The sequence below is a fragment of the Actinomadura geliboluensis genome, from assembly GCF_005889745.1.
In the GTDB taxonomy this organism is placed as follows: Bacteria; Actinomycetota; Actinomycetes; order Streptosporangiales; family Streptosporangiaceae; genus Spirillospora; species Spirillospora geliboluensis.
This window is the reverse complement of sequence record NZ_VCKZ01000265.1, coordinates 1-13,471: the sequence shown is the minus strand read 5'-3', so window position 1 is coordinate 13,471 and position 13,471 is coordinate 1. Positions and strand designations below refer to the sequence as shown.

14 protein-coding genes and 1 pseudogene are annotated in these 13,471 nt (G+C 74.1%); 6 read left to right on the top strand and 9 right to left on the bottom strand.

Translation table 11 applies throughout. From position 1 onward, the window contains the following. Positions 1–823, bottom strand: an 823-nt coding sequence (locus ETD96_RS29560; RefSeq protein ID WP_138639776.1) for a serine/threonine-protein kinase, incomplete at its 3' end; no start/stop codon positions are given. 489 nt (positions 824–1,312) lie between these two features. Here ETD96_RS29560 and ETD96_RS29555 point away from each other — a divergent pair. Continuing rightward, positions 1,313–2,791 (top strand): DEAD/DEAH box helicase, encoded by a 1,479-nt coding sequence (locus ETD96_RS29555; RefSeq protein ID WP_240808318.1) that lies wholly within the window; start codon positions 1,313–1,315, stop codon positions 2,789–2,791. 60 nt (positions 2,792–2,851) lie between these two features. On the opposite strand, the gene ETD96_RS29550 is transcribed toward ETD96_RS29555, so the two are convergent. After that, positions 2,852–3,580: a glycerophosphodiester phosphodiesterase gene (locus tag ETD96_RS29550; protein ID WP_138639774.1), complete on the bottom strand. Its 729-nt coding sequence runs from the start codon at positions 3,578–3,580 to the stop codon at positions 2,852–2,854. 69 nt (positions 3,581–3,649) lie between these two features. Here ETD96_RS29550 and ETD96_RS29545 point away from each other — a divergent pair, with 69 nt between their 5' ends. Next, positions 3,650–4,525: an alpha/beta fold hydrolase gene (locus ETD96_RS29545; RefSeq protein WP_138639773.1), complete on the top strand. Its 876-nt coding sequence runs from the start codon at positions 3,650–3,652 to the stop codon at positions 4,523–4,525. A gap of 120 nt (positions 4,526–4,645) precedes the next feature. Then, the gene (locus ETD96_RS29540) at positions 4,646–5,143 is read left to right on the top strand and encodes a GNAT family N-acetyltransferase (protein WP_138639772.1); all 498 of its coding nucleotides are present in this window, start codon (positions 4,646–4,648) and stop codon (positions 5,141–5,143) included. A 19-nt stretch (positions 5,144–5,162) separates the two neighbouring features. On the opposite strand, the gene ETD96_RS29535 is transcribed toward ETD96_RS29540, so the two are convergent. Both ETD96_RS29535 and ETD96_RS29530 read right to left on the bottom strand, forming a co-directional pair. After that, positions 5,163–6,722 (bottom strand): FAD-binding oxidoreductase, encoded by a 1,560-nt coding sequence (locus tag ETD96_RS29535; RefSeq protein WP_138639771.1) that lies wholly within the window; start codon positions 6,720–6,722, stop codon positions 5,163–5,165. A gap of 10 nt (positions 6,723–6,732) precedes the next feature. Then, positions 6,733–7,223, bottom strand: a pseudogene (locus ETD96_RS29530) (SDR family NAD(P)-dependent oxidoreductase). Positions 7,224–7,372: 149 nt separating this feature from the next. On the opposite strand from ETD96_RS29530, the gene ETD96_RS29525 reads away from it, so the two are divergent. Further along, the gene (locus tag ETD96_RS29525; RefSeq protein WP_138639770.1) at positions 7,373–7,564 is read left to right on the top strand and encodes a DUF1059 domain-containing protein; all 192 of its coding nucleotides are present in this window, start codon (positions 7,373–7,375) and stop codon (positions 7,562–7,564) included. A gap of 94 nt (positions 7,565–7,658) precedes the next feature. Continuing rightward, positions 7,659–8,564, top strand: coding sequence for an oxygenase MpaB family protein (locus ETD96_RS29520; protein WP_138639769.1), 906 nt, complete (start codon positions 7,659–7,661; stop codon positions 8,562–8,564). Here ETD96_RS29520 and ETD96_RS29515 read toward each other — a convergent pair. The 4 genes from ETD96_RS29515 to ETD96_RS29500 are packed head-to-tail and all read right to left on the bottom strand — an operon-like array spanning position 8,561 to position 11,686. Continuing rightward, positions 8,561–9,427, bottom strand: coding sequence for a RecB family exonuclease (locus ETD96_RS29515; RefSeq protein ID WP_138639768.1), 867 nt, complete (start codon positions 9,425–9,427; stop codon positions 8,561–8,563). The two genes, ETD96_RS29520 and ETD96_RS29515, sit on opposite strands and share 4 nt — an antisense overlap. 10 nt (positions 9,428–9,437) lie before the next feature. After that, positions 9,438–10,145 (bottom strand): MBL fold metallo-hydrolase, encoded by a 708-nt coding sequence (locus ETD96_RS29510; RefSeq protein ID WP_138639767.1) that lies wholly within the window; start codon positions 10,143–10,145, stop codon positions 9,438–9,440. Positions 10,146–10,155: 10 nt separating this feature from the next. Beyond that, positions 10,156–11,022: a PHP domain-containing protein gene (locus tag ETD96_RS29505; RefSeq protein ID WP_138639766.1), complete on the bottom strand. Its 867-nt coding sequence runs from the start codon at positions 11,020–11,022 to the stop codon at positions 10,156–10,158. Between the two features lie 16 nt (positions 11,023–11,038). Beyond that, the gene (locus ETD96_RS29500; RefSeq protein ID WP_138639765.1) at positions 11,039–11,686 is read right to left on the bottom strand and encodes a DUF6758 family protein; all 648 of its coding nucleotides are present in this window, start codon (positions 11,684–11,686) and stop codon (positions 11,039–11,041) included. Between the two features lie 83 nt (positions 11,687–11,769). Here ETD96_RS29500 and ETD96_RS29495 point away from each other — a divergent pair, with 83 nt between their 5' ends. Beyond that, positions 11,770–12,159 (top strand): NUDIX hydrolase, encoded by a 390-nt coding sequence (locus tag ETD96_RS29495; protein ID WP_138639764.1) that lies wholly within the window; start codon positions 11,770–11,772, stop codon positions 12,157–12,159. A 17-nt stretch (positions 12,160–12,176) separates the two neighbouring features. Here the strand turns inward: ETD96_RS29495 and ETD96_RS29490 are convergent, their stop codons facing one another. Further along, complete coding sequence (locus tag ETD96_RS29490; protein ID WP_138639763.1) at positions 12,177–13,328, bottom strand: CPBP family intramembrane glutamic endopeptidase; 1,152 nt, start codon at positions 13,326–13,328, stop codon at positions 12,177–12,179. Positions 13,329–13,471: the final 143 nt, after the last annotated feature.

Sequence of the window (13,471 nt, the reverse complement as noted above, 5' to 3'; positions counted from 1 at the left end):
AGATGTGTATAAGAGCCAGCCCGTAGACCGAGGACGCGACCGCGTCCAGCTCGGCGACGAAGTCGGCGGCGCCGGACGGGCGGTCGCCGGCGGACTTGGCCATCCCCCGCGCGATCAGGTCGCGCAGCGCCGCCGGCGCCCCCTCCAGCGGGACGGGCGCGCGCAGGTGGGCGCCCGCGAGCGCCGCCAGGTCGCCGCCGTAGGGCCGCCGCCCGGTCACGCACTCGTAGAACACGCAGGTCGCGGCGTACACGTCGGTGGCCGGGGACGCGGGCCCCTTCTCCCACTGCTCCGGGGCCATGTAGGCGGGCGTGCCCGACCCGCCGCCGTCCCCGGCGAGCACGGCCACGCCGAAGTCGATCAGCTTGCTCAGCCCGTCCGCCCGGACGACGACGTTCGCGGGCTTGTAGTCGCGGTGCACCACCCCGGCGGCGTGCGCGGCGGCGAGCCCCCGCAGGGAGCCCTTCAGCACGGCGAGCGCCGCCTCCGGCTCCAGCGCGCCGTGCTCGGCCAGGATCCGCTTGAGCGAGACCCCGTTCACCGCCTCCATCACGAGCGCGACGCCCCGGTCGGCGCTGACGAACCGGTAGAGCCGGACGACGTGCGGATCGTCCACCCGGCCGAGCATGACCGCCTCGGCGCGCAGCGACGCGACCGCGCGCTCGTCCCCGTCCCGCCGGGACAGGTACTTGATCGCGACCGGGGCGCCGGTGCGGGCGTGCCGGGCCAGCACCACCCGGCCCTGCGCGCCCGCCCCCAGCTCGCGGACCTCGGTGAAGCCGTCGACGCGCCACGGCGTTTCGGCGGGGGGCGGGCCGGTCATGATCTAACTCTGCGCGATCGCCGGGCCGGCTGCGGAGCCGCCGGGCGCGGACTGTCCGGATGTGGCCGCCCGCGCGGGCCGCGGCCGGGGCCCGCGCGGCGCTTGCGCCCCCGCCGGATAATGCCTGGCGGACGGGGCATGGAATAGACGCGAACGCGGAAACGTTGGGACGGGTGATCGGCTATTGGTGTATGCAACCGCCGGTCGGTACACTGCGTCGCGGAGTGTGACCGCACGCAGCCACAGCGAGTGACTGCTTTCAACCCCTGACTGCGGTCGCCGAGAGATTTTGAGCAACGGCTGGTCCCTCCCGCGCGAGCGCGCGGCCACAGGAACGACGGACGCGTCCGCGAGGACGGAGTCGCGCCGGCGAGCCGCGCCGCACCCGGGAGCGGAGACCCCGCACATTGGAGGCTGAAAGCCCTGACTACCTTTCGTGAACTCGGGGTCGTCCCCGAGATAGCAGACGCCCTTGAAGCAGAGGGCATCGTGGAAGCGTTCCCCATCCAGGAACTCGCCCTGCCGATCGCGCTGGGCGGGCACGACATCATCGGCCAGGCCCGCACGGGCACCGGCAAGACCCTCGCGTTCGGCGCGGCGCTGCTGCAGCGCATCGAGCACGGCGGCAAAGAGCCGCGCGCGCTCGTCGTCGCCCCGACCCGCGAGCTGGCCCTCCAGGTCACCGACGACCTCCTGGTCGCCGGCGGCAAGCTCGGCACCCGCGTCCTGTCGGTCTACGGCGGGCGCGCGTACGAGCCGCAGATCAACGCGCTCCGCGAGGGCGTCGACGTGGTCGTCGGCACCCCGGGCCGGCTCCTCGACCTGGTCAAGCAGAAGCACCTCGACCTGTCCAAGGTCGGCGTGCTGGTGCTGGACGAGGCCGACCGCATGCTCGACCTCGGGTTCCTGCCCGACATCGAGCGGATCATCAAGCGGATCCCGGCGCAGCGCCAGACGATGATGTTCTCGGCGACCATGCCGGGCGAGATCGTCGCGCTGTCGCGGCAGTACCTGACCCGGCCCACCAACGTGCGGGCCGAGTCGCACACCGAGTCCGACGCGACGCCGCAGGTCGTCCAGCACGTCTTCCAGGCCCACCAGATGGACAAGCCGGAGATGCTGGCGCGGCTGCTGCAGGCCGAGGGCCGCGGGCTGACGATGATCTTCTGCCAGACCAAGCGGGCCTGCGACCGGGTGGCCGCCGACCTCGCGCAGCGCGGCTTCGACGCCGCCGCCGTGCACGGCGACCTCGGGCAGAGCCAGCGCGAGCGGGCGCTGCGCGCGTTCCGCAACGGCAAGATCGGCGTGCTGGTGGCCACCGACGTGGCGGCCCGCGGGCTCGACGTCGACGACGTCACCCACGTCGTCAACTACGAGTGCCCCGACAGCGCCGACACCTACGTGCACCGCATCGGCCGGACCGGCCGCGCGGGCAAGGAGGGCGTCGCGGTCACGCTGATCGACTGGTCCGACCTCACCCGGTGGAAGCTGATCAACGGTCAGCTCGACCTGCCGTTCGCCGAGCCGCAGGAGACCTACTCGACGTCCCCGCACTTCTTCGAGACGCTCGGCATCCCCGCCGGCACCAAGGGGACGCTGCCGAAGGAGCAGCGGCACGGGCGCGCCGGGCTGGACGCCGAGGAGCTGGAGGACATCGGCGAGACCGGCAAGGTCCGCAGCCACACCCGCGGCGACCGGGACCGGGACCGCGACCGGGAGCGGGAGCGGGAGCGGCCGCGCCGCCGCAAGCGCAACCGGACCCGCACCCGCGCCGGCAAGCCCGTCGAGGCCACCGCGACGGCGACCGGGACGGTCACCGCGGCGGAGGCCGAGACCGCCGCCGGCTCCGCGGCGGACGGCAACGTCGTCGACGCGGTCGCGACCGAGCGCAAGCGCAGCCGCACCCGCCGCCGCACCCGCGCCGGCCAGCCGGCGGCCTCGCAGGCCGAGGCGTCGCAGACGGCCTGATCACCTGGGACGACCGCGAGACCCCCGCCCGGTCTCGCGGTTGTGCTGTGTCCGGGCCCGCTAGCCGCGGGCGCGCCCGCCGGGGCCGCTCCGGCCGCCGCGGCCGTCGCGGCCGTCGCGGAGCTTCAGCGCGGTGCCGGGATGATCGGTGATCAGGACGGCCACGCGCGGGTCGCCGAGGAAGCGCCGCATCACCGGTTCGGCGTTGACCGTCCAGATCATGGCGGGGATGCCGGCGCGGCCGCACTGCCGCAGCACGCCGACGCGGGCCAGCCGGTGGTTCAGCGCGACCATGTCGGCGCCCGCGCGGCGGATCAGCCGCAGCGGCGCGAAGTCGTGCGCGGCGCCGCGCTCCCACAGGTTGCGCCCCACCGACAGGGCCGTCCGCACGCCCGGGAAGCTCTTCTTGATCTCCAGCAGCGAGGTGATCTCGCGGGTGGTGACGACGAACCCGTCCCGCCCGAACGCCTCCACCGCGAGCGCGACGGTCTCGTGCTCGCAGCCGCGCTCCTTGAGGTCGAGATGCCCCTGGGCGCTGCCCGCGATGATCTCCATGGCCTCGCCGACCAGCGGCACGGGCCGGGACGCGAGGTCCTGGATGCGGGCGTAGCTCAGCCGGTTCAGCCGCAGCCCGCCGATCTCGGGATCGTGGTGGACGACGAGGCGCCCGTCGCCCGTCCGCCTGATGTCGATCTCCACGTACTCGGCGCCGGACGCGGCCGCCGCGGCGAGCCCCGTCAGCCCCGCCTCGTCACGGCGGTGCGCGGAGATGGCCGGCTTGGAAGGCACGCTGGCGACGGTACCACCGAAACTTTTTCACCGATGTCCGTCGAGACCCATTGACTAGGCTGGTGCCCTGTGAGTACGCCCCGGTTCCTGAACCTGCCCCCCGGCGTGAGCCGGACGACCGTCGAGACCTCCCGCGGCGCGTTCGCCGCGCTGGAGGCCCTCCCCGGCTCGGGCGTGCCCGAACGCTGGCCCGCGCTGCTCGTCCCCGGGCTGACGGGCAGCAAGGAGGACTTCCTCGGCGTCCTGCAGACCCTCGCCGCGTCCGGCCGCCGCGTCCTCGCGATCGACATGCGCGGCCAGTACGAGTCGATCGGCCCGGACGACGACGCCGCCTACACCCGCGCCGCCCTCGGCGCGGACATCGCGTCCCTGCTGGACGTGCTGGGCCCCGACCCCGTCCACCTCGTGGGGCACTCGTTCGGCGGCCTCGTCTGCCGGGAGACCGTCCTGTCCGGGGCGCTGCCGGCGTCGCTGACGCTGATGAGCTCGGGCCCGGCCGCGGCGACCGGCCAGGCCGCCGCCAAGGCCCGCGCCCTCCGCGACGCCCTCCCCGAGCTCGGCCTCGCGCAGATCTGGGAGCTCGCCCTCGAACCGAACTACCTGGGGCGCGGCGTCCAGGACGAGATCCTGGCGTTCCTGAAGGCCCGCACCGTCGGCAACTCCGCGAGGGGCCTCGCCCGCATGGCCGACGAGCTGCTCACCGCCCCCGACCGCGTCGAGGAGCTCACCAAGCACTGCGCCGACTCCGGGCTGCGCACCCTCGTCCTCTACGGCGAGGACGACGACGTCTGGGAGCCGCCCGTCCAGGCCGCGATGGCGGAGCACCTGAACGCCGCCAAGGTCGTCATCCCCGGCGCCGCCCACTCCCCCGCCTGGGACGCCCCGGAGACCACGGCCGCCGCCCTCCGCACCTTCTGGACAGAGACAGAGCACACTCTCAAGTAGCGGCGGGGCCCGCCTGCACCGAAGGTGTAGAATCCCCGGGTTCTCAGGAAAGCCTGCACGGACGGTTTCATACCGGCCGGCAGGCTTTTCGTCGTTTCTGGGCCGGAATCGAGGGGTCTCGTGGTCGAGTTGTCCGTCCGTCTCGCCGGTGAAGGCGACCGCGCGGTGGTGGAGCGGCTGTGGCTGATGTTCCAGCACGACATGTCGGAGTTCTGGGGCGGGCTGCCGTTCCCCGACGCGACGTTCCGGAGCGAGCGGCTCCAGGCCGCGTTCTCCGGCGCCGATTCGACTGCCTACCTGTTCACCCAGGGTGACCGGCCGGTGGGATTCGCCGTGGTGCGGGGCCTCGCGGAGCAGCGGCGCGTGCTGACCTCGTTCTTCGTCGTGCGGGGAGCGCGCCGCACCGGGATCGGGTTGCGCGCGTTCCAGCAGGTCGTGGGGCGTCATCCCGGCCCGTGGGAGGTCGCCTTCCAGGACGGCAACACCACCGCCGTGCGGTTCTGGCGGCGCGCGGCCGAGACGATCGCACCGGGCGCATGGACGGAAGAGCGCAGGCCGGAGCCGTCACGCCCCGACCTGCCGCCCGACGTATGGATAGCGTTCGCCGTGGACGCCTGAGCCGCCCGGAGCGCCGGTTTCAGGGCGGGTCGAGCAGGACGCCCGGGTTGAGGATCGCGGACGGGTCCAGCGCGCCCTTGGCGGCGCGGAGGGCCGCCGCGAACGGGTCCGGGCGCTGGCGGTCGTACCAGGGGCGGTGGTCGCGGCCGACGGCGTGATGGTGGGTGATCGTGGCGCCGTGGGCGGCTAGGGCGTCCGACACCGCCGCCTTGATCACGTCCCACTGGGCCACGGTCGAGCCCCAGCGCCCGGACGCGTAGACGCCGAAGTAGGGCGCGGGGCCGTCCGGGTAGACGTGGGTGAAGCGGCACGTCACGACGCCCTCGGCGCCGGCCTCGTCCATCGCCTGCCGGGCCGCCGCCAGGACGGCCTCGCGCAGGGCGGGGAAGGCGCCCCAGGTGCACGCCGTCTCGAACGTCTCGACGATCATGCCGTGGGCCGCGAGGGCGTCGCGCTGGTAGGGCATGCGCAGGAACGCGGAGCGCCAGGTGTCGGACGCGTCGCGCTTCGCGCGGGGCTGCGGGCGTCCGCCGTGGTCGCGGCAGAGTTCCAGGGCCCGCTCCAGGGGCGCGTCCACCGGGTGGTCGGCCGACTCGAAGCCCAGGACGAGGACCCCGCCCGGTGAGTCCGTGCCGGCGTTCAGCAGCGCCTCCATGGGGTCGAGGAGTCGGCAGTTCGCCGGGTTCAGCCCGGACTGCGCCAGGGCCCGCGTCGCGGCCACGGCGTCGTCGTAGCCGCCGAAGAGCACGGACGCTCCGGCACGCCAGCGGGGTCGCTCCTGGAGCCGCATCCATGCCTCGGTGATGATGCCGAGGGTTCCCTCCGAACCGAGGAAGAGCCGGTCCGGGGACGGGCCCGCGCCGGAGCCGGGCAGGCGCAGCGACTCGCTCACCCCCGCCGGTGTCACCACCCGCAGGGACTCCACCATCTCGTCGATGTGCGTGAGGACGGTGGCGTAGTGGCCGCCCGAGCGGGTGGCCAGCCAGCCGCCGAGCGTGGAGAACTCGAACGACTGGGGGAAGTGCCGCAAGGTCAGGCCCTGCGGCCGGAGGCGGTCTTCAAGAGACGGCCCGTAGACACCCGCCTGGATGCGGGCCGCCCTGGCGCTGGTGTCGATCTCCACGACATCAGCGAGCCGGCCCAGATCCAGGCTGATCGAGGGCCCGAGGCCACGCGGCTCGACGCCCCCGACGACGGAACTGCCCCCGCCGTAGGGGATGACGGCGATCCCGGCGCCCGCGCACCAGTCGAGGACGTCGACCACGTCGCGTTCGGCGCCGGGCCTGACCACCAGATCAGGGACCTCGCCCAGGTCGCCCAGCAGGTTGCGGACCACGTCCCGGAACGCCTTGCCCCGAGCGTGGCCGAGCCGGTCGGCCGGGTCGTCCGAACACAGATCGGCCAGGGACGACGGCGCGGTGATCCGAGGAGGCCGCACCTCGAGGTCACCGACCGCCGGAGGCGCGTGGTCGGTCAGTTCGGCGCCGGGCAGCAGTGCCGCCACCCGGGCGATCAGCTCCGCGCGTTCCGCGCCCGTGACCGCGTCCTCCACATGTCCCCAGCCCCACCAAGATCGCATGCCCCCATCATCAGGTGAGGTTGAGGCCGCCGTCCACGGCCAGGGTCTGGCCCGTCAGCCAGGTGCTGGACGGGTCGGCCAGCCGGACGATCCAGGCGGCCACCTCGGCGGGGTCGCCGCGGCGGGCCAGCGGGATGCGGGCCGCCTCCCGGCGCCGGCCAGTTCGAGGGCCCAGCTGCGGGTGAGCTGCTCCAGCGCCGCCTTGGACTCGGCGTAGTGGGCGGCGCCGGGGAGCGGGCGGTGCCCGTAGGTGCTGGACACGTTGACGATCGCGCCCTTGGTGTCGCGCAGGTGCGGCAGGGCCGCGCGGGCGAGCAGGCTCGGAGCCGTGACGTTGAGGTCGAACAGGCCCGCGATGCCCTCGGCGGTCGTCTCCGCGAGCGGCATCATCCTGGTGGCACCGGCGTTGTTGACCAGGACGTCCAGCTGGCCCCAGCGGGACACGACGCCGAGCTCGACGCCGTCCTCGACGCGGCCCACGGCGACGACGTCGGCGCCCATGTCGGCCTGCACGGTGCGACCTAGCCGCAAATCTTCACTCTGACCTGGGTGTGTGCCAGGCTGGAAGTGTCCGAGCATGGCGGTGCGGCGGGACCACGGCCCGCCGGCGCTCCGGGCTCTCCCGCGGCGCCGGCCGACGGGGAGGAACCATGCGCAAGGTCGCCGACTGCCGGGAGATGCCGAGCGAGTCCGGCTGCACGCTCACCATCAGCGGCGAGGAGGACGAGGTCGTCCGCGCCGCCACCGAGCACGCGGTCTCGGTGCACGGGCACACCGACACGCCCGAACTGCGGGACGAGATCCGCACCCACCTCAAGAACGAGGAGGTGAGCGTCCACTGACCCACCGCCGGGCCCGGCCTGCGCGGGGGGCGGTGTCGCGGGGCCCGGGAGGTAATGACACACTTACATGAGTTTGTCTCATGGAGGTGTGTGAATGCCCGCGACCGTCCAGCCACCCGAGAGCGTCACCTGGCGCGTCCACCTCGACCGGTCCATGTGGGTCGGCGGGGTGCGCAGCCTCATGCTCCAGGCGCTGCACCCCATGGCGATGTGGGGCGTCTGGCAGAACTCCACCTTCCGTGAGGACCCGTTCGGGCGGCTCCAGCGGACGTCCGACTTCGTGGGGCTCGGCACGTTCGGCAGCCCGGAGGAGGTCGAGAAGGCCGCGTACCGGGTGCGGGAGATCCACCGGAGCCTGCGCATCCTGAACCACGACACCGGCAAGAAGGAGCGGCTCGACCAGCCCGAGCTCCTGCTGTGGGTGCACTGCGCCGAGGTCTACTCCTACCTGGAGGTGGCGCGGCGGGCCGGGCTGCCGCTGACCGGCGCCATGGCCGACCGGTACCTCGACGAGCAGCGCGCGTCGGCGACGCTGGTCGGGCTGCACGCCGAGGACGTCCCCGGCAGCGTCGCCGAGATGGAGGCGTTCTTCGCCGAGATGCGGCCGCGGTTGCGGGTCACCGAGGAGGCGGCGGAGACCGTCCGGTTCCTGATGTGGCCGACGATGCCGGAGAACCTGAAGTTCCTCGCGCCGGGCAAGCCCGGCTACTTCCCGTTCGGCGCGCTCTGCTACTACTCGCTGCCGGACTGGGCGCGCCGGATGTACGGGGCGCTGCCCGAGGTGCCGCAGCCGGCGGTGACGGCCGCGCTCAGGTCGTTCCGGCTCGCGATGAACTCCGTGCCGGAGAAGGTGCACGACTACGCGTTCGCCAAGGACACCCGCGACATGCTCGAACGGGCCCGGCAGCGGCTCGCGGCCGAGGGCTACGACGTCAGCAAGGGCCTGTTCGGGCTCCGCGACCCGCGCCGGTGGCCAAACCGGGAACTCGCCTCGGCCTAGGCGACGTCGACCGGGAGCGCCGCCCACGGCTCCTTGCGCGGGGCGGCCTCCCGGCCCTCCGGGCAGTGCCGCGCGAAGTCGCACCACGAGCACAGGTTGCCCGGACGCGGCGGGAACAGCTCGTCGTAGGGCGCGTGGTCGCCCGGGCGGGGCTTCGGGACGCGGTTGCGGTACGCCTCGTCGGCCGCGGCGGCCTCGGCGGCGATCTGCTCCGCGCGGCGGATGTGCCGGGCCAGCGACTCGTCGGTGTGCTCCCACACCGCGACCTCACCGGACGGCAGATGGTGCAGCTCGACGCGGCGGCAGGGGCGGCGCAGGACGCGGGACGCCGCCACCGCGTAGATCGCCAGGGCGAGGGAGCCGCGCGCGTCGTCGGCGGTGAGCACGTGCCGGCCCGTCTTGTAGTCGACGACGACCAGCTCGGGGCCGCGCGCGTCGAGGCGGTCGATGCGGCCCGAGACGGCGATCCGGTCGGTGCGGGTGGCGACCGTCCGCTCCACCCCGACCGGCTCGTCCGACGGGTCGAGCCCCGCGACGTAGCGCTCGGTCATGTCGCGGGCCCGCTCGCGCCACTGCGCCGACTGCGCCTCGTCGCGGAAGCCGTCCGTCAGCCAGCCCCGGGCGAGCAGCGCCCCGGCGGCCTCGGGCGTGCGCTCCTCAACGGGGAGCCGCCACCAGCCGGCCAGCGCGTTGTGCACGCTCGCGCCGACGCTGTTGTGCGCCCACGGCGGGCCCTTCGGCGGCATCGGACGGTCCAGGTAGGTCATCCGGTACCGGCGTGGGCAGTCCAGCCAGGTGTTCAACCGCGACGGCGTGCACGTGTACAGCCGCTGGGGCATCCCGTCGAAGCCCAGCTGCTCCATGCCCGGCCGCTCAGTCGTCGGACTCGTTGGCGAGCGAGCCCCAGGTCTCCCAGCGGGCGTCCTCGTCGCCGACGGTGGTCTCCTCGCCCTGCGCGGGCAGCACCTTCAGCTCCTTCGGCAGCGGGGTCAGCAGCGCGCCGATCGAGTTGAGCTGCTTGCGCAGGTCCTCGTAGGCGCCGCCGATCGAGCCGGGCCGGCCGCGGTGCAGGGTGTCGCCGGAGAACAGCACGCCGAGCTGCTCGCTGATCACGCAGACGCTGCCGGGCGTGTGGCCCGGGGTGTGCACGATCTCCAGCTGCGCCTCGCCGATCTCGAAGACGCCGCCGTCCTCCAGCCAGATGTCGGGTTCGAGGGAGCGGAGCGCCTTGGCGTCGTCCTCGTCCTCCTCCGCTTTGGCGAGGCGGCCGAAGTAATCGCGCCACAGCAGCCGGTCGGCGCGGTGCATCGCGATCGGGGCCCAGTCGTCCTCGTCCTCCTCCCCGGCGGCGGCGACCTCGAGCACCACGCTGAGGCGGTGCTCGTTGCCGTCGGTCAGGATGACGGCCATGACCTCGCGGTCGCCGACCTCCTTGAGGATGGCCTCGGCGTCGTTCGCCGGGTCGATCACGATGACCTCGTCGTCGTCGCCGACGATGTAGGTGTTGTTATCGACGTCGTACTCGGTGTCGTCCAGGGTGAGCTTCCCCGACGTCACCACCTGTTCGATGCGCGCGTCCACGCAACGCACCCTACCGCGCTTCGCCGCCCCGTTCCGGCACACGGAGATCACCGCCGGACGCGGCCGCGGCGAGCCGCTCGAACGCCTCCGGGGCGGTCGTCTCCGCGCCGAGCCGGTCGCCGGTCAGCGCGCCGTGGTCGTCGCTGGACCCGGTCGCGGCGAGGTCCAGCGCGGCGGCCAGCGCGCGCAGCCGGGCGCGGTCCTCCGGGACGTGGTCGGGGTGGTCGGTCTCGACGCCGGCGAGCCCGGCGGCGGCGAGCCGCTCGATCACCTCGTCGTCGAACACGTAGCCGCGGCGGCGGGCGCGCGGGTGCGCCAGCACGCACACTCCCCCGGCGGCGCGGACGAGCCCGACCGCCCGCTCCGGGTCCATCGCGTAGCGCTCGGCGTAGGCCCGGCCGCCCTGCGCGATCCACCGCGTGGTGAACGCCTCGTCGGTCGTCTTGATCGCGCCGGCCTCGACCATGGCGCGCGCGATGTGCGGGCGCCCGACCGCCTCGCCGCGCGCGAGCGCCCGGACCATGCCCCAGGTGACGTCCACGCCGAGGGCGCGGAGCCGGTCGACCATGGTCCGCGCCCTGATCACCCGGTCGTCGCAGATCCGGGCCAGCTCGGCGGCGAGCGCCGGGTGCTCCGGGTCGAACAGGTAGCCGAGCAGGTGCAGGCTGCGGCCGCCCTCCTGGCAGGACAGCTCGATGCCGGGGACGACCGTCAGGCCGTCCGGCGCGGCGGCGGCCGCCTCGTCCCATCCGGCGACGGTGTCGTGGTCGGTCAGCGCGACGACGTCCAGTCCCCGCGCCCGGGCCCGCCGGACGACCTCGGCGGGCGGCCGGGTGCCGTCGGAGGCGTCGCTGTGGCAGTGCAGGTCGATCCGCATCAGCGGCCCGCCCCTCTCACTCGTCGAGCCGGGGACTGTAGGCGCCGTAGGGCAGATCGATCTCCATGCCCGGTTCGCGCAGGTCGAGGAGGTTCTGGCTCTCCAGCATCAGGACGCCCGCGTCGGCGGGCCACAGCACCGCCCACAGCCAGTTCCCCATCGCCTCTCCGACGTAGACGGCCCGGTCGGGCCGGTCGCCGACCGCCCACATGGGGACCGACCGGCCGCACGTCGCGGCGGGGCCGCTGACGTCGAGCTTCACGTGCGGCGGGCCCCCGTTGAACGCCTCGCCCGGGTCGGAGCCCTCCAGGCCCGCGTAGTGGGCGCCGAGCCCGATGCCGGGCTCCTCGGCGATCAGCAGCATGTCGGCGGGGCCGCGCAGCAGCCCCGGCCCGGACACGGCGACGGCCGTCGCCCGCGCGCCGGAGCGGTCGTCGCCGACCGTGGCGAATCCCGTGACGAGCCAGGCCGGCGGAAGGGGCCAGGGCGTCCAGACCGGGACCCGCGCGTCGCGCAGCACGGCGGCCAGCCCCTCCGGGCCCGGGCGCCGGGACGGCTGCCGCGGCAGCACGGCGCCGTGCACGCCGCAGCTCCAGTCGCTCGACCAGAGGCCCGGCGCGCTCAGCGGACCCGCGCAGCGCGGGCACATGGGCTCCGCCCTCATGGATATCCACACTGCGCGGCCTCGTCCCGCCCCGTCAAGTCGGCGCAGGTCGCCACTGGGAAAAGGGGGGACAAAATGGAGCCATGAGAACACGGTGCGTGGGCGGGATCGTGCGCGACGGCGACGGGCGGCTGCTGCTGGTGCGGCGCGGGCGCCCGCCCGGCGCGGGCCTGTGGTCCGTTCCGGGCGGGCGGGTCGAGCCGGGCGAGGACGACCCGGCCGCGGTCGCGCGGGAGCTGAAGGAGGAGACCGGCCTGGACGTCGCCGTGGGCGCCCTCGCCGGGACGGTCGAGCGCCCCGGGCCGGAGGGCGTCGTGTTCGAGATCCACGACTACGCGGCCACCGTCACGGGCGGGACGCTCCGCGCGGGCGACGACGCCGACGACGTGGCCTGGGTGCGCCCGGACGACCTCGCCGGTCTTCCGCTCACGCCGGGGCTGCTCGACGCGCTGGCCGAGTGGGGCGTCCTCTAGAAGGGCCGGACGGGCCGCTACGGCACCGGCAGCGGCTCGGGTTCCACCGTGGTCGGGACCTCGTCCTCACCCGTGCGCTTCTGCATCCGCATGCGCCGCGCCAGTAGGACCACCACCGCCGCGTAGAGCACCATGGGGACGACGTCCGCCAGGACGACCTGCCAGGGCACGCTGCCCTGCTCCATGTCGAGCTTCCCGACGGCCGCCGGGAGGAGGAACGCCATCAGGTTGTTGAACACGTGCAGGGCGATGCCGGACTCCAGACCGCCCGTCCGCACCGTCATCCACGCCGCGATCGCGCCGAACAGGAAGATGTCGAGGACGCCCCAGCTCGTGTAGCCGTGCCCGGCCGTGAAGAGCGCCGACCCGAGCACGATGCCGGGCCAGGGGGTGCGGAACACCGCGCTGAACGCCCGCCCGACCGGGCCCCTGGCGTTCTCCAGCGTGCACGCGCCGACGGCCTGGAGCAGCCAGCCGCGGAACACGTACTCCTCCGCCGCCGCCTGGAACGGCACCAGCAGGACGATCAGGACCGCCGGGAGCAGGAACTCGCTCCAGCCGACCCAGTGCTCGTCGCCGCCGGACGTGTCGCCCATCGCGATCGCCGCCACGATCGACGTCCCGTAGGACACGACGCAGAAGCCGATCGCCAGGCCGCAGCACACCAGCATCCAGCGCCACCGCAGCCGTCCCGCGACCGACGACAGCGTGCCGGGCCGCCGCCGCTGGACCAGCCACGCCGCCCCGAAGACCACGGGCAGGAACAGGGCGAGCGCCGCCAGGTTGAACACGACGTCGGCGGTGGTGTTGCCGAAGATCGAGTCGGTGTCGGCCGCGGCGGGGTCGGGGGCCTCCCCGGTGACCGCCATCTGGACGACCGCTCCGGCGACCATCAGCCCGAGCATGCCGACCATCCCCACCACGAGGATCGCGATGCTGCCCACCAGCGGGCGCCACCACCGGTGCGCCTCGTTCCGGGCGGCCTGGTGGTAGGGCCTGCCGGGCGGGAGGGCCACCGACCACGACCGCTTGGCGGGCGGCATGCCGTACGCGGGCCCGTAGTACGCGCCGGGCCCGTACGCCCCGTACTGCGGGGCCGGGTACTGGCCGGTGCCGTACGCCTGGCCCCAGCCGTCGGGCTGCGCGGGCGCCCCGGGCCAGTAAGGCATGCCCGGCGCGTAGCCCGGCGCGGCCCCGGCCTCATACGGCTGCTGCTGTACCTGATGCGCAGGCTGTGCCTGATGCGGAGGCTGTGCCTGATGCGCGGGCTGCACCTGCTGCGGAGGCGGCGCCGCGACGGGCGGCTCCGATG

What these genes read in the sequence shown, in the direction of transcription:
- ETD96_RS29500 (WP_138639765.1), bottom strand. Translation starts at nt 11,686, where the DNA reads ATGAGGGCGGAGCCCATGTGCCCGCGCTGCGCGGGTCCGCTGAGCGCG.
- ETD96_RS29515 (WP_138639768.1), bottom strand. Translation starts at nt 9,427, where the DNA reads ATGGAGCAGCTGGGCTTCGACGGGATGCCCCAGCGGCTGTACACGTGC.
- ETD96_RS29525 (WP_138639770.1), top strand. Translation starts at nt 7,373, where the DNA reads ATGCGCAAGGTCGCCGACTGCCGGGAGATGCCGAGCGAGTCCGGCTGC.
- ETD96_RS29520 (WP_138639769.1), top strand. Translation starts at nt 7,659, where the DNA reads ATGCCCGCGACCGTCCAGCCACCCGAGAGCGTCACCTGGCGCGTCCAC.
- ETD96_RS29535 (WP_138639771.1), bottom strand. Translation starts at nt 6,722, where the DNA reads ATGCGATCTTGGTGGGGCTGGGGACATGTGGAGGACGCGGTCACGGGC.
- ETD96_RS29490 (WP_138639763.1), bottom strand. Translation starts at nt 13,328, where the DNA reads ATGCCTTACTGGCCCGGGGCGCCCGCGCAGCCCGACGGCTGGGGCCAG.
- ETD96_RS29505 (WP_138639766.1), bottom strand. Translation starts at nt 11,022, where the DNA reads ATGCGGATCGACCTGCACTGCCACAGCGACGCCTCCGACGGCACCCGG.
- ETD96_RS29495 (WP_138639764.1), top strand. Translation starts at nt 11,770, where the DNA reads ATGAGAACACGGTGCGTGGGCGGGATCGTGCGCGACGGCGACGGGCGG.